The 25,021-nt window shown below is 43.6% G+C and carries 23 protein-coding genes; 21 read left to right on the top strand and 2 right to left on the bottom strand.

Annotation, left to right across the window (positions count from 1 at the left end; all coding sequences use genetic code 11):
* Window positions 1-13: 13 nt before the first annotated feature.
* The 12 genes from AC04Q4_RS02900 to AC04Q4_RS02845 all read left to right on the top strand — a co-directional run bounded on the left by AC04Q4_RS02900 (window position 14) and on the right by AC04Q4_RS02845 (window position 13,666).
* The gene (locus AC04Q4_RS02900) at window positions 14-1,288 is read left to right on the top strand and encodes a methionine gamma-lyase family protein (protein ID WP_476388456.1); all 1,275 of its coding nucleotides are present in this window, start codon (window positions 14-16) and stop codon (window positions 1,286-1,288) included.
* On the top strand, window positions 1,285-2,463 hold the full coding sequence (locus tag AC04Q4_RS02895; protein WP_476388455.1) for an aminoacetone oxidase family FAD-binding enzyme: 1,179 nt from the start codon (window positions 1,285-1,287) through the stop codon (window positions 2,461-2,463). Before AC04Q4_RS02900 ends, AC04Q4_RS02895 begins: the two co-directional genes overlap by 4 nt.
* Window positions 2,460-4,061 carry an FAD-dependent protein gene (locus tag AC04Q4_RS02890; protein WP_476388454.1) on the top strand — a complete coding sequence of 534 codons (1,602 nt, stop codon included), beginning with the start codon at window positions 2,460-2,462 and terminating at the stop codon, window positions 4,059-4,061. Before AC04Q4_RS02895 ends, AC04Q4_RS02890 begins: the two co-directional genes overlap by 4 nt.
* A 106-nt stretch (window positions 4,062-4,167) precedes the next feature.
* Window positions 4,168-4,875 carry a RadC family protein gene (radC, locus tag AC04Q4_RS02885; protein WP_173736971.1) on the top strand — a complete coding sequence of 236 codons (708 nt, stop codon included), beginning with the start codon at window positions 4,168-4,170 and terminating at the stop codon, window positions 4,873-4,875.
* Between the two features lie 16 nt (window positions 4,876-4,891).
* A complete protein-coding gene (locus tag AC04Q4_RS02880; RefSeq protein ID WP_173736972.1) occupies window positions 4,892-5,905 on the top strand; it encodes a rod shape-determining protein in 1,014 nt (337 codons plus the stop codon).
* Between the two features lie 12 nt (window positions 5,906-5,917).
* Window positions 5,918-6,814: a rod shape-determining protein MreC gene (mreC, locus tag AC04Q4_RS02875; protein ID WP_173736973.1), complete on the top strand. Its 897-nt coding sequence runs from the start codon at window positions 5,918-5,920 to the stop codon at window positions 6,812-6,814.
* The gene (mreD, locus tag AC04Q4_RS02870) at window positions 6,804-7,331 is read left to right on the top strand and encodes a rod shape-determining protein MreD (RefSeq protein WP_476388453.1); all 528 of its coding nucleotides are present in this window, start codon (window positions 6,804-6,806) and stop codon (window positions 7,329-7,331) included. Before mreC ends, mreD begins: the two co-directional genes overlap by 11 nt.
* Window positions 7,316-10,213, top strand: coding sequence for a penicillin-binding transpeptidase domain-containing protein (locus AC04Q4_RS02865; RefSeq protein WP_476388452.1), 2,898 nt, complete (start codon window positions 7,316-7,318; stop codon window positions 10,211-10,213). The genes mreD and AC04Q4_RS02865 overlap by 16 nt, the downstream gene beginning before the upstream one ends.
* 58 nt (window positions 10,214-10,271) lie before the next feature.
* Window positions 10,272-11,060 (top strand): septum site-determining protein MinD, encoded by a 789-nt coding sequence (gene minD / locus AC04Q4_RS02860; protein ID WP_173736976.1) that lies wholly within the window; start codon window positions 10,272-10,274, stop codon window positions 11,058-11,060.
* Between the two features lie 42 nt (window positions 11,061-11,102).
* The gene (gene minE, locus AC04Q4_RS02855) at window positions 11,103-11,345 is read left to right on the top strand and encodes a cell division topological specificity factor MinE (RefSeq protein ID WP_476388451.1); all 243 of its coding nucleotides are present in this window, start codon (window positions 11,103-11,105) and stop codon (window positions 11,343-11,345) included.
* Window positions 11,346-11,348: 3 nt separating this feature from the next.
* On the top strand, window positions 11,349-12,524 hold the full coding sequence (locus AC04Q4_RS02850; RefSeq protein WP_173754621.1) for an FtsW/RodA/SpoVE family cell cycle protein: 1,176 nt from the start codon (window positions 11,349-11,351) through the stop codon (window positions 12,522-12,524).
* Complete coding sequence (locus AC04Q4_RS02845; protein WP_173736979.1) at window positions 12,521-13,666, top strand: D-alanyl-D-alanine carboxypeptidase family protein; 1,146 nt, start codon at window positions 12,521-12,523, stop codon at window positions 13,664-13,666. The genes AC04Q4_RS02850 and AC04Q4_RS02845 overlap by 4 nt, the downstream gene beginning before the upstream one ends.
* Window positions 13,667-13,804: 138 nt before the next feature.
* On the opposite strand, the gene AC04Q4_RS02840 is transcribed toward AC04Q4_RS02845, so the two are convergent.
* A complete protein-coding gene (locus tag AC04Q4_RS02840; protein ID WP_173736980.1) occupies window positions 13,805-14,332 on the bottom strand; it encodes a hypothetical protein in 528 nt (175 codons plus the stop codon).
* 189 nt (window positions 14,333-14,521) lie between these two features.
* Between AC04Q4_RS02840 and AC04Q4_RS02835 the strand changes: the two genes are divergently transcribed.
* Window positions 14,522-15,070 carry an HD domain-containing protein gene (locus AC04Q4_RS02835; RefSeq protein WP_173736981.1) on the top strand — a complete coding sequence of 183 codons (549 nt, stop codon included), beginning with the start codon at window positions 14,522-14,524 and terminating at the stop codon, window positions 15,068-15,070.
* Between the two features lie 38 nt (window positions 15,071-15,108).
* Window positions 15,109-16,347 (top strand): DNA polymerase Y family protein, encoded by a 1,239-nt coding sequence (locus tag AC04Q4_RS02830; RefSeq protein ID WP_173736982.1) that lies wholly within the window; start codon window positions 15,109-15,111, stop codon window positions 16,345-16,347.
* A gap of 100 nt (window positions 16,348-16,447) precedes the next feature.
* Here the strand turns inward: AC04Q4_RS02830 and AC04Q4_RS02825 are convergent, their stop codons facing one another.
* A complete protein-coding gene (locus tag AC04Q4_RS02825; protein ID WP_119240113.1) occupies window positions 16,448-16,867 on the bottom strand; it encodes a twitching motility protein PilT in 420 nt (139 codons plus the stop codon).
* Between the two features lie 650 nt (window positions 16,868-17,517).
* Here AC04Q4_RS02825 and AC04Q4_RS02820 point away from each other — a divergent pair.
* The 7 genes from AC04Q4_RS02820 (at window position 17,518) to AC04Q4_RS02790 (ending at window position 24,868) form a co-directional block, all read left to right on the top strand.
* Entirely contained in the window at window positions 17,518-18,984 is a 1,467-nt protein-coding gene (locus AC04Q4_RS02820; protein WP_195456811.1) for an aminotransferase class I/II-fold pyridoxal phosphate-dependent enzyme, read from the top strand.
* 4 nt (window positions 18,985-18,988) lie between these two features.
* Complete coding sequence (gene speE / locus AC04Q4_RS02815; RefSeq protein ID WP_119240114.1) at window positions 18,989-19,843, top strand: polyamine aminopropyltransferase; 855 nt, start codon at window positions 18,989-18,991, stop codon at window positions 19,841-19,843.
* Window positions 19,844-19,846: 3 nt separating this feature from the next.
* Window positions 19,847-20,704, top strand: coding sequence for an agmatinase (speB, locus tag AC04Q4_RS02810; RefSeq protein ID WP_173736984.1), 858 nt, complete (start codon window positions 19,847-19,849; stop codon window positions 20,702-20,704).
* 42 nt (window positions 20,705-20,746) lie between these two features.
* The gene (locus tag AC04Q4_RS02805; protein ID WP_476388450.1) at window positions 20,747-22,006 is read left to right on the top strand and encodes a saccharopine dehydrogenase C-terminal domain-containing protein; all 1,260 of its coding nucleotides are present in this window, start codon (window positions 20,747-20,749) and stop codon (window positions 22,004-22,006) included.
* Entirely contained in the window at window positions 22,006-23,223 is a 1,218-nt protein-coding gene (locus tag AC04Q4_RS02800) for a carboxynorspermidine decarboxylase (RefSeq protein ID WP_476388449.1), read from the top strand. The genes AC04Q4_RS02805 and AC04Q4_RS02800 overlap by 1 nt, the downstream gene beginning before the upstream one ends.
* A 128-nt stretch (window positions 23,224-23,351) precedes the next feature.
* Complete coding sequence (locus AC04Q4_RS02795; RefSeq protein ID WP_476388448.1) at window positions 23,352-24,584, top strand: MYG1 family protein; 1,233 nt, start codon at window positions 23,352-23,354, stop codon at window positions 24,582-24,584.
* A gap of 53 nt (window positions 24,585-24,637) precedes the next feature.
* Window positions 24,638-24,868 carry a hypothetical protein gene (locus AC04Q4_RS02790; RefSeq protein WP_173755213.1) on the top strand — a complete coding sequence of 77 codons (231 nt, stop codon included), beginning with the start codon at window positions 24,638-24,640 and terminating at the stop codon, window positions 24,866-24,868.
* The last annotated feature ends 153 nt before the right edge of the window (window positions 24,869-25,021 follow it).

Genomic DNA, 25,021 nt, shown 5'->3' with positions numbered 1-25,021 from the left:
GGAAAAGATTATTATGAAAGAAATGTATGCACAGCTCGGAATCTCTTCCGAGGTTTATGATTTCGGCAAGAAAATAGAAGACTCTTTAAAAGAACGTTTTGAAAAATTTGACCAGACTGCAGAGTATAACCAGATGAAAGTGATCCATGCAATGCAGAAAAACCGCGTAAGCGAAGCATGTTTCGGAGCTTCCTCCGGATATGGCTACAATGACCTTGGCCGAGAAACCCTAGAGCAGGTTTATGCAGATACTTTTCATACAGAAGCCTGCCTGGTTCGCCCACAGATTACCTGCGGAACCCATGCACTGGCTATTGCCCTGTTCGGAAATTTACGTCCGGGCGATGAGCTGCTTTCCCCAGTCGGAAAACCATATGATACCCTGGAAGAAGTTATCGGAATCCGTCAATCCAATGGCTCTCTTGCTGAATACGGTGTAAAATACCGTCAGGTAGATCTTCTTTCCGATGGTACTTTCGATTACGAAAACATTAAAAAAGCAATTAACGAAAAAACAAGACTGGTAACGATCCAGCGCTCCAAAGGCTACCAGACTCGTCCTTCCTTCTCTGTAAAACAGATCGGGGAGCTGATCTCTTTTGTAAAGAAAATCAAGCCTGATGTGATCTGCATGGTAGATAACTGCTATGGGGAATTCGTAGATACCATTGAGCCAAGTGACGTAGGAGCTGACATTATGGTTGGTTCCCTGATCAAGAATCCGGGCGGCGGACTTGCTCCTATTGGCGGCTACATTGCGGGAAGAAAAGACTGCGTGGAAAATGCTTCTTACCGTATGACATGTCCGGGACTTGGCATGGAAGTCGGTGCAACTCTTGGTGTAAACCGTTCTCTGTACCAGGGATTTTTCCTTGCACCGATGGTCACAAAAGGGGCTTTAAAAGGAGCTGTTTTTGCAGCTAATATCTATGAGAAGCTTGGTTTCCCGGTAGTGCCAAACAGTACAGAACCACGTCAGGATATCATTCAGGCTGTAACTCTTGGAAGTCCGGAGGGGCTTGTTGCATTTTGTCAGGGAATCCAGGCAGCTGCACCGGTAGACAGTTTCGTGACACCGGAACCATGGGATATGCCAGGTTATGACAGCCAGGTTATCATGGCAGCAGGTGCATTTATCCAGGGATCTTCCATTGAGCTTTCTGCTGATGGACCTATGAAAGATCCGTATGCTGTTTACTTCCAGGGCGGACTTACATGGGAACATGCAAAACTTGGAATTCTGAAATCTCTTCAATACATGGTTGACAAGGATCTTGTGAAATTATGAAACAGATTATCATAGTCGGTGCAGGTGCATCCGGCCTTGTGGCGGCAATAAAAGCTGCTGCAGGCGGAGCAGCTGTCACAGTACTGGAACAGAATGACCGTCCTGGCAGGAAAATCTGTGCTACAGGAAACGGACGCTGCAATATGACCAATCTAAACCAGGCAGAAGGTGTTTACAGAGGAACACATCCGGAATTTGCAAAAGATGCACTTGAACAGTTTTCAGTAAAAGACACGATTTCTTTCTTTCAGGAACTGGGAATCTGCATCACAGACCGCAATGGCTGGATCTATCCCCGGAGCAATCAGGCCCAAAGTGTCGTAGAAGTGCTTACTATGAAAGTCCGGAGCCTGAAAGTAAAACTGAAAACCAATCAGCTTGTTACAGGCGTGTCTTTTTCTGACGGACACTGGAATGTCCATACTGATGGCTGGATCTACACCTGTGATGCCGTGATCCTTGCCAATGGTTCCAAAGCTTCCTCTGTTGCCGGTTCCGGTGAAAGCGGTTATAAGATAGCCCGAAGTCTTGGTCATCATCTTATTGAACCGCTGCCTGCACTGACTGCCCTTAAATGTAAGGAGAATTATTTTTCCGGCTGGAGCGGTGTGCGTACAGAGGGAAAAGTAACTCTATATATCAACGGCACGCCAGAAACTTCCCAGCAGGGGGAATTACAGCTTACAGATTATGGCGTATCCGGAATTCCTGTATTTCAGATTTCCCGTTATGCTATCCGTGCTATTTACGAAAAGAAAAAAGTGGAACTGTCGATCAACTTTTTTCCTGAATTTACAAAACAGGAACTGCAGGAATATCTCGGCAGAAGAAAAAATGACTGTCCGTACAAAAATGAAAAAGAACTTCTCACAGGTCTTTTTCCTGAAAAATTGATCCGCGTTTTAGTTGCACAGAAGGATCTGATCTCTGCGATCACAGATTTCAGACTTTCTGTAAAAAGCGGCCTTTCTTTTGAACAGGCGCAGATCTGCTCCGGCGGTGTGGATACTTCTGAAATAGACAGTCATACCATGGAATCCAGGCTCCATAAAGGGCTTTATTTTGCAGGAGAACTCCTTGATATTGACGGAACCTGCGGAGGATACAATCTTCAGTGGGCCTGGTCAAGCGGTGCCACAGCCGGCATTCATGCAGCAAAGGAGGAGAATTCATGATCCGGATCACACAGATGAAACTGCCAATCACCCACACAGAAGAGCAGCTTCAGAAAAAGATCACCAAAACGCTTCGTCTTGGCAATACACCTTTTACTTACAAAATCCACAAACAATCTCTGGATGCACGTCATAAAGATGATAAAAAATTTGTTTACACCATCGATGTAAAAACAGATAACGAATCTCGCGTCCTCAAGAAGATTCGCGATAAAAATGTTATGTTAACTAAAGAGACCTGCTATCATTTTCCTGAGCCAGGCTCTGAAAAACTGCTTCATCCACCAGTAGTGATCGGAAGCGGTCCTGCTGGTCTGTTCTGTGCATGGTATCTTGCAAAGGCCGGTTACTGTCCGCTTGTACTGGAACGTGGTGAGGAAGCTGACAAACGCCAGCAAACAGTAGAGCAGTTCTGGAAAAACGGTGTTCTTGACCCGGATTCCAACGTACAGTTCGGAGAAGGCGGAGCAGGAACTTTTTCTGACGGAAAATTGAATACCCTTGTAAAAGATACTTTCGGGAGAGGAAAAGAAGTGCTGAGCCGTTTTGTAGAGGCAGGAGCACCTGCCGAGATCCTTTATCAGCAGAAGCCCCATCTTGGCACAGATCAGTTGGTGGGAATCGTTCAGTTTATGCGTCATCAGATCGAAGAGATGGGCGGTCAGTTCCGTTTTCGTTCTACTGTAACGGATTTTATTCTGAATAATGGACATCTGGAAGGTGTTACGGTCAATGACAAGGATAAGATTCCTGCAGAGGTCTGCGTTCTGGCACCTGGCCATAGTGCAAGAGATACGTTTTCCATGTTAAAGAAACGAGGAATTCACATGGAGCCGAAATCGTTTGCCGTAGGCGTGCGTATAGAACATCCACAGACCATGATCAACCAGGATCTTTACGGAGAATCGGAAAATGAACGCCTGGGAGCTGCCAGCTATAAAGTTACCCATACACTGGAAAATGGACGAGGTGTTTATTCTTTTTGTATGTGTCCGGGCGGTTATGTAGTAAATGCTTCCTCTGAGGAAGGGATGCTTGCAGTAAATGGCATGAGCTATCAGGCACGTAACAGCCATAATGCCAACAGTGCTATCATTGTTACTGTTAACCCTTCTGATTTTCCGAAAGAAGATGTGCTTGGAGGAATTGCCTTGCAGCGTAAACTGGAACTTACAGCCTGGGAAACAGGAAATGGTAAAGTTCCGGTACAGCTTTTCGGGGATTACTGCAGGAATCAGAAAAGTACGAAATTAGGTGAAGTAATTCCCTGTATCAAAGGAGAATATACCCTTGCCAATGTCCGAAGCATTTTCCCGAAAGAGATCGGGGATTCTATCGAAGCAGGTATTCATGCTTTTGGGAAAAAAATTGCCGGCTTTGACAGGTCGGATGCCCTTCTGGAAGGTGTTGAAAGCAGAACCTCATCTCCTGTGAGGATCGTCCGTGACCATAAAGAACTTACTTCTAATATAAGAGGAATTTATCCATGCGGTGAGGGAGCCGGCTATGCAGGAGGCATCACTTCTGCTGCTATGGACGGAATTAAAGTAGCAGAAGCAGTGGCTTCCATTTATTCTCTTCCTTTAAACAAAATGTGAAAAAAGTGGAAATTTCCGGGATAGAGTGTACATCCCCAGCTTTTTATGCTAAAATAATCACTGCAATTTTGCATTTCCTTCTTCCGGGAGCGAAAAGGGAAATTAAATGAAAGATACAATCATGGAAATGCCAGGTTATCAACGCCCGTATGAAAAATGTTTACGGGAAGGGGAGCAGGCTTTAAATGACAGAGAGCTTCTGGCCGTAATCCTGCGCTGTGGCGTTCAGGGTATAAGTTCCCTTGCACTGGCAGATGAAATCCTTAATTTGTCGGAACAGAACGGACATTCCGGACTTCTTGGACTGTTTCATGTCTCCTTACCTGAACTGATGAAAATTCGTGGCATCGGTAAGGTTAAAGCCATACAGCTGAAATGCATCGGGGAGCTTTCCAAACGTATGGCTGCAGCTGCAGCTAAACCGGAGCTGTCTTTTAACCGTCCTGTCACCATTGCCAGATATTATATGGAGCAGCTTCGTCATGAAGAGCAGGAGCTGCTTTACTGTATGATGCTGGACGGACATAACCATCTGACTGGAGAGCAGCTTTTAAGTCGCGGCACAGCCAATGCCACATTGATCACTCCGAGAGAGGTCTTTGTGGAAGCAGTGAAGTTCCGCGCTGTGAATCTGATTCTTGTCCACAACCACCCAGGCGGTGATCCGTCCCCCAGCAAAGCTGACCTGGATGTGACAAGACGTATTTATGAAACAGGAGAAATGATTGGAATCCATCTTCTGGATCACATTATCATAGGCGACCAGAAATACATCAGTTTCCGCGAAAAAGGAATTTTTGACGAGTACATTTAAGTGAAGGGGCAGATTTATGCTTTTTAGAAATCATTACGGAGTAGACCTGGGGAGCAGCTCTGTAAAAGTTTATTCAGCTTTTAGAAATAAAACCTACATAGAAAAAAACATGGTGGCCTATCGTGAACGTAAAATCCTTTCCATGGGTAACGATGCATACGAAATGTTTGAAAAAGCACCAGCTGATGTTACGGTGAATTCCCCTATGGCGTTTGGTATGATCGCCAATCTGGAACTTCAGGAGATCGTCTTGTACAGTATGATGCGAAAGATCGATCATACAACCGGTCTTGGTGCTGATATGTATTTTGCAGTTCCTCTTGATATGACGGCCATCGAAAAGAGAGCTTATTATCATCTGGTCAACGGACACTGGCTTCGCAAGAACCGCGTTTTCATGGTAGAATCCCCTATTGCAGACGCAATTGCCATGAATGTGAATCTCGAGAAGGAAGAGGGCAGTATGATCGTTAACATCGGTGCCCAGAGTACAGAGTTCTCCATTATCACCGAAGGAAAGATAATCATCAGCCGAAAAATCCCTATTGGTGGAAGACAAATGAACGAATCCATCTGCAGCGAAATCCGCAAGCAATATAATCTCCAGATTGGAACCCGCACGGCCAAGCGTCTTAAACTGGTGATGGGACGGCTGAACGATCAGAAGAAAGAAGCCCGCAAGGTGGTAGGAATTGACAGTGTTTCCGGTCTTCCAAGAGAAGAAGTGGTTTCTGCTTCAGTAGTTAATGAGGGAATTACCAACTGTGTAAACCAGATCGCATCGGAAATGAAGACTTTTCTGGAACGTACGCCGCCTCAGATTGCTTATCACATAGCAAAAGAAGGCATTTATCTGACAGGCGGCAGCACACGGCTTCCTTATCTTGATAATTATCTTGCAAGTTACACAGGCTTTGCCTTTAATCTTTCCGATCTGTACGAAACTTCTGCTGTGCGCGGCCTTGAGAAGATTATCCGCGACAGAGAACTGCGCAAATGGGCGCAGCCTGTAAAGCAGAAAAAACTGTAAAGGGGTATGTACATGAAAAACATCAGAAAAAAAGTGCGTTTTCATTTCAAATTAAAAAGCAAGCATCTCCTTGTGATCATGACACTTTTCTGCGGAAGCTGCATTGTAGCTACAGTTGCTTCAGGATCATCCTCCTCGGCACTGCAGGGTGCTGCCAGTTTCCTTGTAGTACCATTTCAAAAAGGTATCTCAGGTGTCAGCAACATGTTTGGGGATGTAAAGAATAGTCTCCGTGATAAACAGGATGTGCTTCAGGAAAATGAGAATCTTAAAAATCAGATCAACAGCCTCACTGAGCAGAATAACATCCTGATCCAGGATCAGACTGAACTTACCAGATTGAAGGAACTTTATGATCTGGATCAGGAATACTCCGACTATCCAAAAGTTGCAGCGCGTATCATTTCCAAAGATCCGGGGAACTGGTATGATACCTTTATGATCAACAAGGGCAGTAATGATGGTATCCACATTGATAATAACGTAATTGCAGGCAAAGGGCTTGTTGGTATTGTCACAGAGGTAGGACCTTCCTGGGCAACCGTACGTTCTATTATTGATGACAGCAGCAACGTAAGTGCAATGGCAGTCAGCACTTCTGACAACTGCGTTGTAACAGGAGATCTGGAGCTTATTGATGAGGGTAAACTGAGTTTCGAACAGCTGTATGATCAGGACAACAAGGTAACTGTAGGCGAACGTATTGTCACATCCAACATCAGTGAAAAATATGTAGAAGGACTGTTTATCGGTTATGTCAGTGAGATCCAGCAGGATCCCAACAACCTGACAAAAACAGGTACCATTGTAACACCGGTGGATTTTGGCCATCTCAAAGATGTATTTGTTATTACCGTCAATAAACAGGACGCAGTAGATAAATCGGAGGATGCGTCCGATGAAAAATAAAATCGTACTGTTTATTACCATAATAGTCTGTTTTTTACTTCAATGTACAGTAATAGATTACATTTCCATTGGTTCTATTACACCGAACCTGCCACTGATCCTTTGTGTTGCGATGGGACTGATGCGCGGTCGTAAAGCTGGTCTTTGGACAGGTTTTTTCTCCGGACTGTTTATTGATCTTTTTTACGGATCACTGTTTGGTTTTTATGCACTGATCTATATGTATGTAGGGTTTATCAGTGGTTATGCGTTCCACAGCTTTTACGATGATGATCTGAAGGTTCCGATCTTCCTTGTAGCAGGAACTGATCTTCTTTATAATCTGGCTGTATACGGCCTGCAGTTTCTTCTTCGGGGTCGCCTTGGATTCTGGACCTATATGTATAGGATCATCATTCCTGAAATTGTCTATACGGTTTTCCTCACGATCATCGTATACCGGGCATTTTACTGGATCAACTACCACTTAATGGATACTGTAAGGAAAGAAAGTGAGTCTATTTGGGAATTAAAATAAAAAAAATCATCAAAAAAATACGCTTAAAACGTACAACAGTTCTTGTGATCGTATTTGTTTTTCTTTCTTCTGTTCTTGTAAGGCAGCTTTTCAGCCTGCAGATCATACAGGGTCAGGACTACATCAATAAATTTCAGTCAAGAACAACTAAAACACGAGTGATCAAAAGTACCCGTGGTAATATTTATGACAGGAACGGCACAGTAGTTGCTTCCAATGTACTTGCCTATTCTGTTACTTTTGAAGACAGCGGTACATACGACACCTCCAGAGAAAAAAATCTGACACTGAACGGCATTGCCTACCAGGTGCTTCAGATCCTTTCCGGAAATGGTGACAGTCTCTCAGATAATTTTCATATTATTGTAAACGATCACGGTGATTATGCCTTTGATGTAGATGAGGGCTTTACACTGAACCGTTTCCGCGCAGATGTTTACGGAGAAGCGCAGATCGATAACTTAAGCGATGAGCAGAAAAATGCCACTGCTGCTGAAATGATGGATTACCTCACAGGAAACAAGGGTTTTTCCATTGTACTGTACGGTAAAGATGCTTACACCAGCGAAGAGCTTGCTGCGCATTCACTTCCTGATGAGCTTACCAAACAGGAAATTCTTGAAATCGCAATTATGCGTTATCAGCTGAATACCAACAGCTTCAAGAAATATATGCCTGTTACCATCGCAACTAATGTCAGTGAAAAATCTGTTGCAGCCATAAGAGAAAATCAGGCAGAACTTCAGGGAATTGATATTGTGGAAGATTCCACCCGAAAATATGTAGATGATGAGAGCATGGCTCCGATCCTTGGCTACACAGGCCAGGCTTCTTCCGAGGAACTGGAAACTCTTCGTAAAGAAAACCCTGACTATTCCAACGATGCTATCGTAGGAAAAGCCGGAATCGAGCAGTATATGGAACTGGATCTTCAGGGCAAAGACGGTGAAGAAACCGTAACCGTTGATAACCTTGGTAAAGTTCTGGATATCGACAGCTCCAAAACTGTAGATCCTGTAGCTGGCAACGACGTTTATCTGACCATTGATTCAGACTGGCAGAAGAGTATCTATCAGATCCTGGAGCAGCGTGTAGCCGGAATCGTTCTTTCCAAGCTGACACCAAATAAATCTTACGACTATGAAGCCGAGAAAGATGCTAGTAAGATTACCATTCCGATCTATGATGTATACAATGCTTTGATTGCCAACAGCGTGATCGATATCACAAAATTCGGCAATGATGATGCTTCTGATACAGAAAAAAATTTATATGCCAAGTTTCAACAAAAACAGCAGCAGGTTTTTGATACAATAAGTAACAGGCTCACAGGTGATAATCCGCCTGCTTATAAAGATGAAGATGCACAGATTCAGGAATACCTTACCTATATCTGTGATGATCTTCTCACAAACACATTGAATGTTCTGAAAAGTGATTCCATTGATACTTCCGATGAGACTTACAAAGCATGGAAAAACGACCAGAGCATTAGCCTGAAAGATTATCTTAACTATGCCGCCAGCCAGAACTGGATCGATATTTCCCAGATTTCCACATCCGGTGAATATCTGGATTCCACTGAAATATATCAGGCTCTGACTGATTACGTTATCAGCTATCTGAAGACAGATACAGGATTTTCCAAACTTCTGTACAAATATATGCTTCAGGAAGATACCATCAACGGACAGGAACTGTGTCTTGTCCTTTATGAACAGGGGGTTCTCTCTAAAGAGGACGAGCTTTATCAGAGTCTGGCTTCCGGTCAGATCGATTCCTATACATTTATGTACCGTAAGATTGCAAACCTTGAGATCACTCCTGCCCAGCTTGCGTTAGCTCCGTGTTCTGCATCAGCCGTTCTTACCGATGTAGAAACAGGAGATGTACTTGCATGTGTATCTTATCCGGGATATGATAATAACAGACTTACCAATAATATGGATACCGATTACTATGCAAAGCTTTCCACCGATCTCTCCAGTCCTTTTTTTAATAAGGCTACTCAGCAGAGAACAGCACCTGGATCTACACTGAAGATCCTTTCCACAGTTGCCGGTATGTCAGAGGGTGTGATCGATGATAATACTTACATTGAGTGTACAGGAAGTTTTGATCTTGTAACACCCCCGATCAACTGCTGGAACAAGCAGGGACATTCTTCTCTTGAGATCCGCGGAGCTATTGAGCAGTCCTGCAACGTATTCTTCAGCACCATCGGTTTTGAACTTGGTAAGGATTCTGAGGGGAATTTTTCCGAGGCACGAAGCCTTGGAATGCTCCAGAAATATGCGTCGCTGATGGGACTTGACCGAAAGACCGGAATCGAAATTTCCGAAGCTTCCCCTCAGGTTTCAGATAAAAATGCAGTTCCTTCTTATATTGGACAGGGTACCAACTTGTTTACCACCAGTCAGCTTGCAAGATACGCAACTACCATTGCAACATCCGGAAGCATCTACAAGCTTTCTCTTCTGAACCGTGTAACCGATTCCAAGGGAAATCTGGTAAAAGAATATCCTTCCGAAAAAGAAGGCCAGCTTGACATTGCAAGCAACATCTGGGATGATATCCATGATGGCATGTACCGTGTAGTGCAGACACATGACCAGTTTAATGGTCTTGGAGTTGAAGCAGCCGGAAAGACTGGTACAGCTGAGATTGATTACTACCATCCGAACAATGCGCTTTTTATCGGATATGCACCAGCCTCTGAACCGAAATATGCAATTTCTGTCCGTATTGCCAATGGATATGCATCCGGTAATGCCTGCCTTGCAGCAAATGATATTTTTAAATACATTTTCGGACTTGCAGATGAAAGCACCATTCTCACTGGCTATGCCGCAAGCGATACCAGTAATGTTTCGAATGACTAAACGAACCAGACGAAAAGACCAGAAGTATGGAACTTTTTATCAGGAGGAATCAGAAAACATGAGTGAGGTCATTGTCATCACATCCGGAAAAGGCGGTGTAGGAAAAACCACAACAGTTGCCAACATTGGAACAGGACTTGCAGCCATGGGCAAAAAAGTCGTAGTTGTGGACACTGATATCGGTCTTAGAAACCTGGATGTTGTCATGGGACTTGAAAATCGTATTGTTTACAATCTGGTAGATGTTATCAATGGAAGTTGCCGCCTGAAACAGGCTCTGATCCGCGACAGGCGGCACTCGGAACTGTATCTTCTTCCATCAGCCCAGACAAAGGACAAGACTGCCGTATCTCCGGAACAGATGATCAAACTTACTGATGATCTCAGGGAAGAGTTCGATTATGTTCTTCTGGATTGTCCGGCAGGGATTGAGCAGGGATTCCGTAATGCCGTGGCAGGTGCCGACCGGGCACTTGTAGTAACAACCCCTGAAGTATCAGCTATCCGTGATGCAGACCGTATCATCGGACTTCTGGAATCTGACGGAATCCGCGATATCAGGCTGATCATCAACCGGCTCCGTCCGGAGATGGTTGCCAGGGGCGATATGATGTCTGTAGATGATGTACTGGAAATTCTTGCCGTAGATCTGATCGGAGCGATTCTTGATGATGAGCAGATCGTCATTTCTACCAACCAGGGTGAACCTCTTTCCGGTAAAAAATCCCAGGCAGAAGAGGAGTACCGAAACATCTGCCGACGGCTGATGGGGGAGGATATTCCTTATGTTACCGTCCGTCGCAAAAACAATATATTTCAGCGATTTGGCAGTATTTTCAGGAAATAACCTGCTGCCAGCCGTTTTCTCATCATAAAGGGAGGAATCCAAATGCGTGCTTTTTTCTCCGAAAAAAACCGTTCTGCAGGATATGCCCGTGACAGAATGAAACTTCTTCTTGTTTCTGAACGCATAGACTGCTCTCCACAGATGATGAAGCTTTTGCGCAATGATCTTATTCATACGGTAAAAAAATACGTTGTTATTGATGAAAAAGGGGTGACGATACAGATTACTCAGGAACCAACTGTTCTGCATGCCGTCATACCTGTACTTAAGAAAAGGGATGCATAATTTATGATTAAACAGTATAAGCTGCGGTTTTATAATTTCCGCCTGGTAGTATTCCTGCTGGCGATCAGCTTTATCGGTATTCAGCTTGTTGGAACAGCTGCTGATTATCTCCGCACCCGTCAGCTTCTGGGTGTGATCATCGGCGTAGTTCTTATGCTGATCCTTTCGCTGATGGATTATTCCTGGCTTTTGAACTTTCAGTGGATCATGTATGGATTTAATATTGTAATGCTTCTTGCAGTCAGATTTTTCGGATCAAGTGCCAATGGTGCTGCAAGATGGGTGGATTTGGGATTTATCCGTTTCCAGCCTACTGAGCTGTCCAAGATTATCATTATCCTGTTTTTTGCAAAATTTTTTATGGATCATGAGGAAGATCTCAATACTTTAAGAACACTTGTAAAATCAGCTGTACTCCTTGTGATACCGTTAATGCTGATCTATGTGCAGCCAGATATGAAGAATACCATTACTGTAACGATCTTATTCTGTATTCTGATCTATATCGCAGGATTAAGTTATAAGATCATTGGTGGTGCAGCAATGATTGCGATTCCTCTTGCAATCATTTTTCTCTCCATCGTTGTTCAACCGGATCAGAAGCTGATACAGGATTACCAGAGAAACCGTATCATGTCCTTTCTCTATCCGGAAAATGAAGAATATGCGGATGACATTGAACAGCAGAACAACTCCAAGACAGCCATTGCTTCCGGTGAGCTTGTAGGCCGTGTGTTTGGCAATAATACGAGTGTCACTTCTGTTAATGACGGAAACTTTGTTTCTGAGAACCAGACAGACTTTATCTTCGCAGTAGCAGGAGAACAGTATGGCTTTTTCGGTTGTACATGTATTGTACTTCTTCTGTTCCTGATCACTTTTGAGTGTATCCGCATGAGTCTCAGGGCGAAGGATCTTGCCGGAAAGATCATATGCTGTGGTGTAGGAAGTATTGTCTCTATACAGAGTTTTATCAATATCTGTGTTGCTACCGGCCTTGCACCGAATACCGGAACACCGCTGCCTTTTGTAAGTTATGGACTTACTTCTCTGGTCAGTCTTTTTATAGGTATGGGACTTGTTCTCAACGTTGGACTCCAGAGCAGTACATATAATAAAGAATTACAAAAGAAAGAGCAGAAAAAGGATGCCTACTTTCGGAAAGAGGAATATTTATGACACGTAAAGAACCTGTAAAAAACAGTGCCAGACCGGCAAACCGTTCCGGCCGTACATCTTCCGGTACTCAAACTCCCCGTCAGCCTTCATCTTCCACAGCATCTGCCAAACGGAAAGCACAGGCGGCCAGGCTTCGCAGAATGCGCAGAAAAAGGATTCGCAACACTATTTTGCTGATACTTCTTCTTGTGGTATTATGCGGTGCAGGCGGGTTTGGCGTTTATAAATTAAAGGGAGGCGCATTCTCATCCACGACTAATTCCTTCAATGTATTTTCTGAATTTGATAATACTCTGATTTCAAAAGAAAACCAACGAGCAGAAGGATTTGCCCAGAATCTCTGTGTTGTCACCAAGGATGTTGATCTGGATTCGGTCAGTCTGGATGATAATCAGTCCGGAGTTCTTCTGAACCTTAATGACAAAAAAGTCCTTTATGCCAAAGGTGCCTACAACAAAGTGTATCCTGCCAGCATCACTAAGATTATGACTGCAATGTTAGCTCTGAAATATGGCAACATGGATGATACTGTAACGATTTCCCAGGAAAATGTTACTCTGGAATCCGGTTCTCAGGTGGCAGGTTTTCAGGCAGGGGATCAGGTCACAATGGATCAGCTTCTTCATTGCCTGCTAGTCTATTCTGCTAATGATGCAGCTTCTGCCATTGCAGAACATGTAGGAGGAACAACTGATAAATTCGTGGAAATGATGAATTCTTTTGCTGCAGAGCTTGGATGTACAGGTACTCATTTTACCAATCCTCATGGTCTGCAGGATGAGAATCATTACACAACACCTTACGATATTTATCTGATGCTGAAAGAAGCACTGAATTATCCGGAATTTACTGATATCACACAGATGTCATCTTACACAGTTACTTACAAACACACCGATGGTTCCGATGCAAGTGCCACCTTGCCGGCGACAGATCATTATCTTACCGGAGAGGCAACTGCACCGAAGGATGTCACTATCCTTGGCGGAAAAACAGGAACAACTGATAAAGCAGGAAATTGTCTGGCTCTGTTAAGTCAGAATGCTTACGGAAAACCATTTATTTCCATTGTTATGGGTGCCTCCTCCAAAGATGTCCTGTATCAGGAAATGACCTCATTGCTTCAGAATATTAATTCATAAGTAAACAAAACAGATAGCTGAACGGATAGTCATGATCCACTCAGCTATTTGTTAATTTATAAAAAAGGAGCAGCTTCTGTATCACAATATAATGTGAAGTGCAGAAATCTGCTCTTTTTTTGCATGCTTTATATATTTTTAATATATTTCTACTGTATCATCATTTCCGGTATCTCCGATATCATTTCCAAGATCTGAATCAGATGCATCACCTGTATCAGAACTATCATCGATCACATCACCAGTTCCGTTATCTGTATTATCAGACGAATCATCAGAAGGAGTCTCATCAGTTACTTCATCATCTCCATTGTCACCATTATCGGATGAATCTGTATTGTAATCGCTGTTATCAGCCGTATCACCTGAATTATCATTAGAGTAATTATTATCAGTATCGGAATCTCCATTATCTCCGCTGCCATCAGAGTACGAATTATCATAGCTGTCTTCTGTATAAATTGGAAAATAACCATCATTTCCGGTATCTGTAGAACCCTGTCCCTGAGAAGTTGAATCTGTAGCAGGCTGTGCTGCGTTATTATCCGGAATCGCTGTAAGATGAGAGGTTGTTCCATCTTTCGGAACAACAATATAAATTCCCAGCATGACAATACATAGTGCCATAGCCAGACCGGCAATCTTCATTTCTTCCATATGCTTCATAGCCATTATCTCCTGTCGTTTTTTTGTATTATAGCACAGAACAGAACAGATTTGTAAAAACAGAATCTATTTATTTTGCTTTTTCATAATAGACATGTTTCTTTTCAGTGTTTATAATAAAATACATAAATCACGCGAACCAATAATTATCATATAAAAGGTAACTTACAGAAAGGAGCATTTCCTATTATGAGCGATTGTATTACCACTTACACGGGCAGACATTTTGATCCTCTTCATCCAGAAGAAGCACTTATCTGTATAGAAGACATTGCACATGCCCTTTCCCTTATCTGTCGCGGCAACGGCCATGTAAAGAGCTTTTTCTCCGTAGGACAGCATTGTATCCTCTGTGCCAGAGAAGCCGCTGCCCGCAGCTATTCCAGCCGCCTGAGCCTGGCTGCACTTCTTCATGATGCCAGTGAATGTTACATGTCAGATGTCCCAAGACCTTTCAAAAAAAGTCTCATGGATTATCTGAAACAGGAAGAAAAACTTCTTAAAATTATTTACCGAAAGTATCTGGGTTCCGCTCTTTCCCAAGAAGAGGACATGAAACTGAAATCCATAGACAATGACCTTCTCTGGTATGATCTGAAATATCTTCTTGGTGAGACTCCGGCAGAACCGAAACCTGCGATCCATATCACAGTTGATTATACAGTACTTCCATTTAAAACAGTGGAAGAGGAGTATTTGAAGCTTTTCAGACAGCTTTCTTCCCGGATTGGACAGTAGCTACGACAGAAACTTATAAAAACAAAGGGTGAACAACTATGAAACGATTAATTTTTCATGTTGATGTAAACAGTGCTTTCCTTTCCTGGGAAGCTGTACGAAGAATAAAAGAAGGCCTTCCGGATCTCCGTGAAATTCCTTCCTGTATCGGTGGAGATCCACAGAAACGGACCGGCATTGTGGTAGCAAAATCTATCCCTGCAAAAAAATATGGCATTCAGACAGGTGAGCCAATGGCCATGGCTCTGCGCAAATGTCCCGGCCTTGTCACAGTTCCTTCTGATTTTGAGCTTTACGACAAATATTCCCGGGCTTTTAAGGCAATCTGCGCATCCTATGCACCTGTAATGGAATCTTTTTCCATTGATGAGGTATTTCTGGATATGACCGGAACTTCTTTTATATATCCAGATCCTGTTGCAACTGCCTGCGAAATCAAAGATAAGATCCATAACGAACTTGGTTTTACTGTAAATGTAGGAATATCCACAAACAAGCTTCTGGCAAAAATGGCTTCTGATTTTGAAAAACCTGATAAGGTCCATACGCTGTTCCCAGATGAAATTCCTGTAAAAATGTGGCCGCTTCCAGTACGGAATCTGCTTTTTCTCGGAAAATCCTCAGAGCAGAAACTCATAGATGCAGGAATTAAAACGATCGGAGACCTGGCTCATGAAAAAAAATCCAAAATCCAGCAGCTTCTGGGTGACAAGGCGGGCCAGCAGCTTTACCAGTATTCCAGAGGCCTGGACGATTCTCCGGTAAAATCCCAGCCTGATGAAGCAAAAGGTTTCAGTGTAGAAACAACATTTAATGATGATATTGTTTCTCTTGAAAAGATATTTCCTATCCTGCTGGAACAGTGTGATGTCCTGGCAACCCGCATGCGACGTAAAAAGAAAAAGTGCACCTGCATATCCGTAACCTTCAGAACCCTGGATTTCCGGAATAAATCTCATCAGATGAAACTTGCCAATGCCACAGATATCACAGATGAAATCTACACAGATGCCCGGAAACTTTTTCAGGAATCCTGGAAAGGCCAGCCTCTCCGCCTGATCGGAGTATCCCTGACAGGGCTTACCGACGATTCCTTTGAACAGCTGTCTTTCTTTGAAGACACCTGTGAAAAAGAACGCCGCCAGAAGCTTGATGCGGCTCTGGATTCTATCAGAATAAAATTCGGCAATGACAAAGTCACCCGTGCCAGTCTTATGAACAGCAATACACGCATTGGACGGAAAGCTAGGGCACAGATGGAAAATGAGAGGGAATGAAGCATTAAAAAGGGGAATCTATCCAAAATAGATTCCCCTGATTTTATGTTGTTTAATATCATTTATTCTTATATAAAAACAACATCAATATTCAATTTTATTATAATGCGCTGACAATCTTATCCTGATATGTAGCAGGAACTTCTTCCTTATCCAGTGACATACTGATAATAAAGGAAACCTTAAATTTCTCACCAATGGCACTTAACTGATCCAGTGTTTCTGTTGCATCCTTACCTTCAAGCTTTGCTGTTGTAAGGAAGCTATCCAGGTAAATCTGCTCCAGATCATGATCCTGTGAAAGGATACCACAGATAAATCCTACGAATTCGTCAGCATTCTTAACAGGAAAACCGGAAACGTCAATAAGACGAACCTTGTTATTCAGTTCATACATGTGTTTAGTGCTTTTGTCTAAGTAAACAATACTACCGTTTGCATCCTTTACAGCTCCGTTTACTTTGTCTAACAGTACTTTTGTTTTTCCTTTGCCTTTCTTTCCTACGATCAGTTCAACCATTCTGTTTTCCTCCTTAGACACATATAATAATTTTGAATAAAATTGCTATTAATATGTTTCATATTATAGTGCATTATGACCGAAAATACAAGAGGATTTTTAAAAATTCTGGCAATTTTTCATTGAAGACAATTATTATTAATTGCCTGTTCTCTTGTCATGACAAATTCCGGGGCAGTTGTTTCAGAAGAACAGCCGAAACTGAAAAACGGAAGTAATTGACATGATTTTTCGGATATGTTATGCTTATATAGAATTTGAAAGACAAAAAGAGTCTTTTCAAAGCAATTATTTTGGATCACTCCATTTGGAGTTAAGGCCATACGGACAGCCGGGTCCACTGCCGCTGATGGTAACTTTGGTTGCCTTATTGATTGAGTTAGAAGCTCAAATTTTATAAGTTGGTTCCTTTGATAACCGTCATGCGCCTGTTGCGCAGACTTGTGAAACGGTCAATAAGAGTAGTAAAAGTATGATTGCTATATAGACTCTGACATATATCATCCTGATTCTGGTTTCATGTAAATATGAGGTTTTTTATATTATATGTGCAATGAAATCTGAATCTGGAAGAATGATCTAAGCAGGTTTACGGTTTTGTATCGGCCTGTTTTTTTTGTGCAGATAAAGGAACTGGAAATGGAGAAGCAATGAACAGAAGTCGTTTTAAACTGGACCAGAATCATGCACCGATTCATGAAGCTCTGGAAAAATTCCTGCGTATGAGGGTGGTACCCTTCGATGTGCCAGGACATAAAAGAGGAAGAGGAAATCCTGAGCTTACTGAATTTCTGGGACAAAAATGTGTAGGTGTGGATGTAAACAGCATGAAGCCGCTCGATAATCTCTGCCATCCCGTATCTGTGATCCGTGAAGCAGAAGAGCTGGCAGCAGATGCCTTTGGAGCCGCTCATGCATTTCTTATGGTTGGAGGAACTACAAGCTCAGTACAGACTATGGTGCTAACTGCCTGTAAGAGGGGAGATGAGATCATTCTTCCCCGTAATGTCCATAGAAGTGTGCTGAATGCGCTGGTTCTGTGTGGAGCAATCCCGGTCTATGTGAATCCGGAAGTGGATCAGAGACTTGGGATTTCCCTTGGAATGCAACGTGAACAGGTGGCAAAGGCAATTAAGGAGCATCCGAATGCGGTGGCTGTGCTGGTCAACAATCCCACCTATTATGGAATCTGCAGTGATCTTCGCGCGATTGTGCGTATGGCTCATGAAGCGGGAATGCTGTGTCTGGCAGATGAAGCACATGGGACTCATTTTTATTTTGGCGGAGGTCTGCCGGTTTCGGCAATGGCAGCTGGTGCAGATATGGCGTCTGTATCTATGCATAAAAGCGGCGGAAGCCTGACCCAGTCCAGTCTTCTTCTTACAGGACCGGGTGTCCATGCAGGTTATGTTCGTCAGATCATCAATCTGACCCAGACCACCTCCGGCAGCTATCTTCTGATGTCAAGTCTCGACATTTCACGTCGGAATCTTGCACAGCGGGGACGCCAGATTTTCCATCAGGTAGCAGATATGGCAGAGTATGCAAGGGAAGAGATCAATGCTATTGGCGGCTATTACGCATTTGGAAAGGAACTGGTGAATGGAGATTCGGTTTTTGATTTTGACATTACGAAATTAAGTGTACATACCCTGGATATCGGACTTGCAGGAATCGAGGTTTACGACATACTGAGAGATGAATATGACATTCAGATCGAATTTGGTGATATCGGAAATATTCTGGCTTATCTGTCGATCGGCGACCGTGCCCAGGAAATAGAACGGCTGGTAAGTGCTCTTGCGGAGATCCGCAGGCGATTCCAGAAGGATAAATCAGGATTACTGGATCAGGAATATATCGATCCGCAGGTAGTGACAAGTCCCCAGGAAGCTTTTTATGCTGAAAAATGCAGCCTTCCTCTCAGAGAAACAGAAGGCAAGGTATGCAGCGAATTTGTAATGTGTTATCCTCCTGGAATCCCGATTTTGGCTCCGGGGGAACGAATCACACCGGAAATCCTGGATTATATTGAATATGCCAAGGCAAAAGGATGCAATATGACAGGGCCGGAAGATCCGGATATATTGCGTTTAAACGTACTGGCAGGGAGGTAAATAAATGGAAATGTGGTTTTCGGAATTTCATACACCGGATGTGAAGCATAGTATCCGGGTAAACCGTCAGCTTTACTCAAAGCAGAGCGACTATCAGAGAATTGATATTTTTGAGACACCGGAATTTGGCAGGGTGCTCACACTGGACGGCAATGTAATGCTCACAGAGCGTGACGAATTTATTTATGACGAGATGATCACTCATGTACCTATGGCTATTCATAAAGAAGCTAAGGATATTCTTGTGATCGGAGCAGGAGACGGCGGAGTTGTACGTGAACTGACCAGATATGACCGTGTCAGCCATATTGATCTGGTAGAGATGGATCCTATGGTAGTAGAGGCCTGTCGCGCATATCTTCCGGGAAATGCCTGCAGGCTGGATGACAGGAGAGTGCACCTTCATTATGAAAATGCGTTGAAATATATACGCAGCTGTGAAAACAAATATGACCTTATTATTGTGGATTCCTCTGACCCCTTTGGCCCGTCAGAGGGATTGTTCACCCGTGAATTTTACGGAAACTGCTATAATGCGCTGAAGGCGGATGGAATCATGGTTAATCAGCAGGGAAGTCCTTTTTATTCGGAGGATGCCCATGCCATGCAGCGCAGTCACAAAAGAATTGCCAGCACTTTCCAGATCAGTCGTGTTTACCAGGCACATATTCCTACCTTTGCTGCCGGATACTGGCTGTTTGGCTTTGCAAGTAAAAGATACCATCCTGTGGATGATCTGGATTCGGAGGCATGGAATGCACTGAATCTTCGCACCCGTTACTATACTACAAGGCTTCACAAAGGTGCTTTTTATCTTCCTGCTTTTCTGGAAGAAATGCTTCAGGAGGTGGAGGGCTGACTTATGATCTTACCAAATATTGAAAATTTTATCGGCTGTGACAGCAGCTTTGAGGAAGCGGAAATCGTTCTTTACGGAGCTCCCTTTGATTCAACCACAAGCTTTCGTCCGGGAGCCAGGTTCGGTCCTTCTGCCATTCGCCATGAAAGTTTTGGACTGGAAACCTACAGCCCTTATCAGGATCGTGACCTTATGGATATCCATGTATTTGACAGTGGAGATCTGGAGCTTTGCTTCGGCAGCAGTGAAAAGACGCTTGCTGATATACAGGATCGTGCAGAGGAAATCCTGAAGTCAGGAAAAATGCCTCTGCTTCTGGGGGGAGAGCATCTGGTGACACTGGCTGCTGTGAGAGCTGCCGCAGAGAGATATCCGGGACTTCATGTTATTCATTTTGATGCTCACGCAGATTTAAGAGACGATTATCTTGGTGCCCGTTTAAGCCATGCGTGTGTTATCCGCAGATGCTATGATATTCTTGGAAATGGACGGATACATCAGTTTTGTATTCGAAGCGGGGAAAGAGAAGAATTCCGGTTTGCAAAGGAGCATACAGATTTTCATCCCTTTACCTTTGAAGGTCTGGAAGAAACAGTAGAGGAACTGGCCAGGAAGCAGGTTCCGGTATATTTTACCATTGATCTGGACTGCTTGGATCCGTCTGTATTTCCGGGAACCGGTACACCGGAGGCAGGAGGCGTAAGCTTTCTTGAATTGCTCGCTGCCATCCGGAAGGTATCAGAATTAAATATTGTGGCAGCAGATGTCAATGAACTGGCGCCTATGTTGGATCCGAGCGGTGTTTCCACTGCTACAGCATGTAAGGTAGTCAGGGAACTGCTGCTGGCATTGGCAAAATAAAAACAGTTAACCAGTTAATTATAAAAAAGGAGACAAAAAAACATGAGCAGAGTACTTGTAATCGGCTGCGGTGGAGTAGCCAGTGTAGCAATTCAGAAATGTTGTCAGGCAGATACTGTATTTACAGAACTGTGTATAGCAAGCAGGACAAAAGAAAAATGTGATGCACTTGCCCTGAAGCTGGAGGGAAAAACAAAAACAGTTATTACCACCGCAAAGGTGGATGCAGATGATGTAAACCAGCTGATCCAGCTGATCAATAATTACAAACCGGATCTGGTAATGAATATTGCACTTCCGTACCAGGATCTGACCATTATGGATGCATGCCTGGCATGTGGCGTAAACTATATGGATACGGCAAACTATGAGCCAGAAGATACTGATGATCCCAAATGGCGTGCTATTTATGAAAAACGCTGCAAGGAAGCAGGATTTTCCGCATATTTTGATTATTCCTGGCAGTGGGCATACAGGAAGAAATTTGAAGAAGCAGGGCTTACTGCGCTTCTTGGCTGCGGCTTTGACCCGGGTGTTACCCAGGCATATTGTGCATATGCATTAAAGCATGAGTTTGACCAGATCGATACTATTGATATTCTGGACTGCAATGGAGGAGACCACGGATACGCATTTGCAACAAACTTTAATCCGGAAATCAATCTTCGTGAGGTAAGCGCACCCGGAAGCTACTGGGAGAATGGACATTGGGTGGAAATTCCTCCGATGGCTATCAAGAGGGAATATGATTTTGATCAGGTTGGTGATAAAGATATGTATCTTCTGCATCACGAGGAAATCGAGTCCCTTGCCCAGACAATTCCGGGAGTAAAGAGAATCCGTTTCTTTATGACCTTCGGACAGAGCTATCTGGATCACATGCGCTGCCTGGAGGATGTTGGAATGCTTTCCACTACTCCGATCAACTATAATGGACAGGAAATTGTTCCTATTCAGTTTTTGAAGGCTCTTCTCCCGGATCCGGCAAGCCTTGGCCCCCGTACCAAAGGAAAAACAAATATTGGCTGCATTTTCACCGGGGTAAAGGATGGAAAAGAGAAAACCTATTATATTTATAATGTTTGCGACCACCAGGAATGCTATAAGGAGGTCGGAAGTCAGGCGATCAGCTATACTACAGGCGTTCCGGCTATGTGTGGGGCACTGATGATGCTTACCGGAAAATGGATCCGCCCGGGAGTGTACACGGTAGAAGAATTTGATCCGGATCCGTTCCTGGAAGCACTTGACAAATATGGACTTCCACGCAGCGAAAATCATGATCCGAAGCTGGTGGATTGATGGAAAGAACAGATATAAGACCACCCTTTGCAGCGTCCGGTGGAGTTATTCCGCCGGAATTCCGGAAGATCAAAACACCTTGTTATGTTCTTGATGAAAAGGCAATTATAAAAAATGCAGAATTAATGGGAAATATTGCAAAAAGAACAGGCTGCAAAATGCTCCTGGCGCAAAAGGCTTTCAGCAATTATGACTGCTATCATCTTTTGGAACCTTATCTGACAGGAACGGAAGCAAGCGGACTGTACGAAGCCAGGCTTGGTGCCCAGGAGATGCCAGGAAAAGAGGTACATGTATTTTGTGCCGGATATCGTGAGGATGAATTTGATGAGCTGCTTTGCTTTGCAGATCATATAGTTTTTAATTCACCTTCCCAGCTCCTTCGCTTTGGAAAAAGAGCGAAGGAGGCCGGGAAAAGTGCAGGGCTTCGGATCAATCCGGAATGCTCTACCCAGGAGGGACATGCTATTTATGATCCCTGTGCCCCGGGAAGCCGCATGGGTACCACAAGAGCGCAGTGGGAAGCTGCTGTGAAAAAGCATCCGGAGCTGATCGGATTATTGGATGGTATTCATTTTCACACTCTTTGTGAACAGGACTCCTCTGATCTGGAAACTACTCTTGCAGCAGTGAAAATGAAATTCGGAGATCTGATTTCTCAGGTAAAATGGCTGAACCTGGGAGGAGGACATCATATTACAAGACCAGGCTATGATATTGCACGGCTTGAGAAGTGCATCAGGGCAGCAAAGGAAGAATGGAAGGTGGATGTTTACCTGGAACCGGGAGAGGCATGGGCCTTAAATGCCGGATTCTTTTTGACGACTGTTCTGGATGTGCTGCAAAATGGTGATACCCGGCTTGCAATTCTGGATGGAAGTGCTGCCTGTCATATGCCGGATGTTCTGGAAATGCCTTACCGTCCTCCACTTCTTGGAGCTGATGAACCAGGAAAAAATGTAGTCACAGTCCGCCTCGGAGGACCAACCTGCCTGTCAGGAGATATTATAGGAGATTACAGCTTTCCGGAGCCGTTGGCATACGGAGATATTCTCATGTTCGGTGATATGGCCATTTATACAACCTGCAAAAACAATACCTTTAATGGAATGCCTTTGCCTGATATATGGCTTAGACATGGTGATAAAACTATGGAGCGTCTGACAGATTTTGGGTATGAAGATTTTAAATACAGACTTGGACGCCGCAGGAAATAATTTGTTACTGTTCACTGGCAATATACCGCGAGGTGTTTTTTGTGAGCAGGGCATAGCTTTCTGGATTTTGTAACTTTTTCATTTCTGTGATATACTTGGAAAAGACTAAATATACAGGAGAATTTCATATGAATCAATTACTGGAAGAAATCAGACAAAAAGACTCATCTGCATTCACTCACAGTGGCAAATTCCATGCAGATGATGTTTTTTCTGCCGCACTGCTTTTATATCTGAATCCTGAGATCACAATCATCCGCGGAAATAAGGTTCCCGATGATTACAAAGGACTTGTTTTTGATATTGGAAGAGGTCAGTATGATCACCACCAGAAAGACAGCCGGGTACGTGAAAACGGAGTGCCTTATGCAGCATTTGGTCTTCTCTGGGAAGCACTTGGAACAGAAATCCTAGGAGAGGAACTGGCAGAGAAATTTGACGAATCGTTTGTCCAGCCGCTGGATAATAACGATAACACAGGGGAGAAAAACGAGCTCGCCACACTGATCGGGAATTTTAATCTTGGCTGGGATTCCAAAGGCAGCAATGACCAGGCGTTTTTCCAGGCGGTCAGTGTTGCAGGAATGATCCTGGAAAACAAATTCGAGCGGTATCGCGGTAATGAACGGGCTGATAAACGTGTGGAAGAGGTTCTTGAAGAACACCAGAGAGCCCTGAAAACCGGAGATACACCGGCCGAAAATACCAATATCCTTGTACTCCCGGAATTTATCCCCTGCCAGAAAAGACTTTCCGAGACCAGCATTGCGTTCGTAATTTTTCCATCCAACCGCGGCGGCTACTGCATCCAGCCTCAGAAAAAAGAATACTCCATGAACTATAAATGCAGCTTTCCTTCTCAGTGGCTGGGTCTTGAAGGTGAGGAGCTTATTGCTGCCACAGGTCTTGAAAGCGCGGTCTTCTGTCATAAAGGTGGGTTTCTTATGACCTGTGGCACATTGGAGGATTCTTTGCGCGCATGTAGAAGTAGTCTTGCAGCATTTCACGAGGAAGCGGTGATCGTAAGCCTTGGTGGAAGCGCAGAAACTGATTATCTGTTGCAGAATCTACCTGATCTTAGCCGTGCCAAAATTATTCATCTAACTGTCCCGGAACTACCGGAATTAACCATGGAGGGCAGCTATTGCGAAATAGTCATGGAGAAATCCCGGTGGAAAAGCCATATCAAAGATCAGATAAAACAGATCCTCAAATACAAGCCAGAAGCTGTTTTTGCAGGTGATGACATGTTTTCCCTGTACCCAATCGTACATGCGCTGCGAAAAAAGCATGTTCCGGTTCTTACAGCAATAGAAAAAGACGGTCGGAAACTACTGATTCGGATTCCCTCTGGTTCCTGACTGCATAATATAAATCATTTCAAACTATAAAATACAGAAAGAAGGTTTTATATATGCGTGAAGAAAAATTCAAAATGGAACGTCAGGGGCTGATTCAGGTAGGAGATAAGGTTAAAATTTCCGAATTTTTGTCAGCCACCAATTACAGCTACATCATCGAACCGGCTGTTGCCATGTCCGGCTGCTATAAGAATGCAGACCGTATCAAATCCTCAGAAGGAATCGTCAAAAGTATCGAACATACTCCCCGTGGCTTTATTGTAACAGCAGAATTTGATGAATAAATGTCTTAAAATCCGGCAGTCGACAATCTGCCGGATTTTTCATTGAAAAACTATCTAATTGTTTCTGGATTATTTGGTGAAAATCTGGTATTATAAAGAAGATATTTGTGCAATTTCTCTAATTATCAGGAAATTGTAAATTTTTAAAACAGA

Source organism: Blautia sp. HA8986, assembly GCF_056504635.1.
This window is presented reverse-complemented; position numbering and strand designations above follow the sequence as displayed.

Excerpts from the sequence above, each read along its gene's own strand:
- AC04Q4_RS02900 (WP_476388456.1), top strand. The coding sequence starts at position 14 with ATGAAAGAAATGTATGCACAGCTCGGAATCTCTTCCGAGGTTTATGAT.
- AC04Q4_RS02830 (WP_173736982.1), top strand. The coding sequence starts at position 15,109 with ATGAAACGATTAATTTTTCATGTTGATGTAAACAGTGCTTTCCTTTCC.
- AC04Q4_RS02800 (WP_476388449.1), top strand. The coding sequence starts at position 22,006 with ATGGAAAGAACAGATATAAGACCACCCTTTGCAGCGTCCGGTGGAGTT.
- mreD (WP_476388453.1), top strand. The coding sequence starts at position 6,804 with ATGAAAAATAAAATCGTACTGTTTATTACCATAATAGTCTGTTTTTTA.
- AC04Q4_RS02895 (WP_476388455.1), top strand. The coding sequence starts at position 1,285 with ATGAAACAGATTATCATAGTCGGTGCAGGTGCATCCGGCCTTGTGGCG.
- speE (WP_119240114.1), top strand. The coding sequence starts at position 18,989 with ATGGAAATGTGGTTTTCGGAATTTCATACACCGGATGTGAAGCATAGT.
- radC (WP_173736971.1), top strand. The coding sequence starts at position 4,168 with ATGAAAGATACAATCATGGAAATGCCAGGTTATCAACGCCCGTATGAA.
- AC04Q4_RS02850 (WP_173754621.1), top strand. The coding sequence starts at position 11,349 with ATGATTAAACAGTATAAGCTGCGGTTTTATAATTTCCGCCTGGTAGTA.
- AC04Q4_RS02880 (WP_173736972.1), top strand. The coding sequence starts at position 4,892 with ATGCTTTTTAGAAATCATTACGGAGTAGACCTGGGGAGCAGCTCTGTA.
- AC04Q4_RS02790 (WP_173755213.1), top strand. The coding sequence starts at position 24,638 with ATGCGTGAAGAAAAATTCAAAATGGAACGTCAGGGGCTGATTCAGGTA.
- minD (WP_173736976.1), top strand. The coding sequence starts at position 10,272 with ATGAGTGAGGTCATTGTCATCACATCCGGAAAAGGCGGTGTAGGAAAA.
- AC04Q4_RS02890 (WP_476388454.1), top strand. The coding sequence starts at position 2,460 with ATGATCCGGATCACACAGATGAAACTGCCAATCACCCACACAGAAGAG.
- AC04Q4_RS02840 (WP_173736980.1), bottom strand. The coding sequence starts at position 14,332 with ATGAAGCATATGGAAGAAATGAAGATTGCCGGTCTGGCTATGGCACTA.
- AC04Q4_RS02795 (WP_476388448.1), top strand. The coding sequence starts at position 23,352 with ATGAATCAATTACTGGAAGAAATCAGACAAAAAGACTCATCTGCATTC.
- AC04Q4_RS02820 (WP_195456811.1), top strand. The coding sequence starts at position 17,518 with ATGAACAGAAGTCGTTTTAAACTGGACCAGAATCATGCACCGATTCAT.
- AC04Q4_RS02845 (WP_173736979.1), top strand. The coding sequence starts at position 12,521 with ATGACACGTAAAGAACCTGTAAAAAACAGTGCCAGACCGGCAAACCGT.
- minE (WP_476388451.1), top strand. The coding sequence starts at position 11,103 with ATGCGTGCTTTTTTCTCCGAAAAAAACCGTTCTGCAGGATATGCCCGT.
- AC04Q4_RS02805 (WP_476388450.1), top strand. The coding sequence starts at position 20,747 with ATGAGCAGAGTACTTGTAATCGGCTGCGGTGGAGTAGCCAGTGTAGCA.
- AC04Q4_RS02835 (WP_173736981.1), top strand. The coding sequence starts at position 14,522 with ATGAGCGATTGTATTACCACTTACACGGGCAGACATTTTGATCCTCTT.
- mreC (WP_173736973.1), top strand. The coding sequence starts at position 5,918 with ATGAAAAACATCAGAAAAAAAGTGCGTTTTCATTTCAAATTAAAAAGC.
- speB (WP_173736984.1), top strand. The coding sequence starts at position 19,847 with ATGATCTTACCAAATATTGAAAATTTTATCGGCTGTGACAGCAGCTTT.
- AC04Q4_RS02825 (WP_119240113.1), bottom strand. The coding sequence starts at position 16,867 with ATGGTTGAACTGATCGTAGGAAAGAAAGGCAAAGGAAAAACAAAAGTA.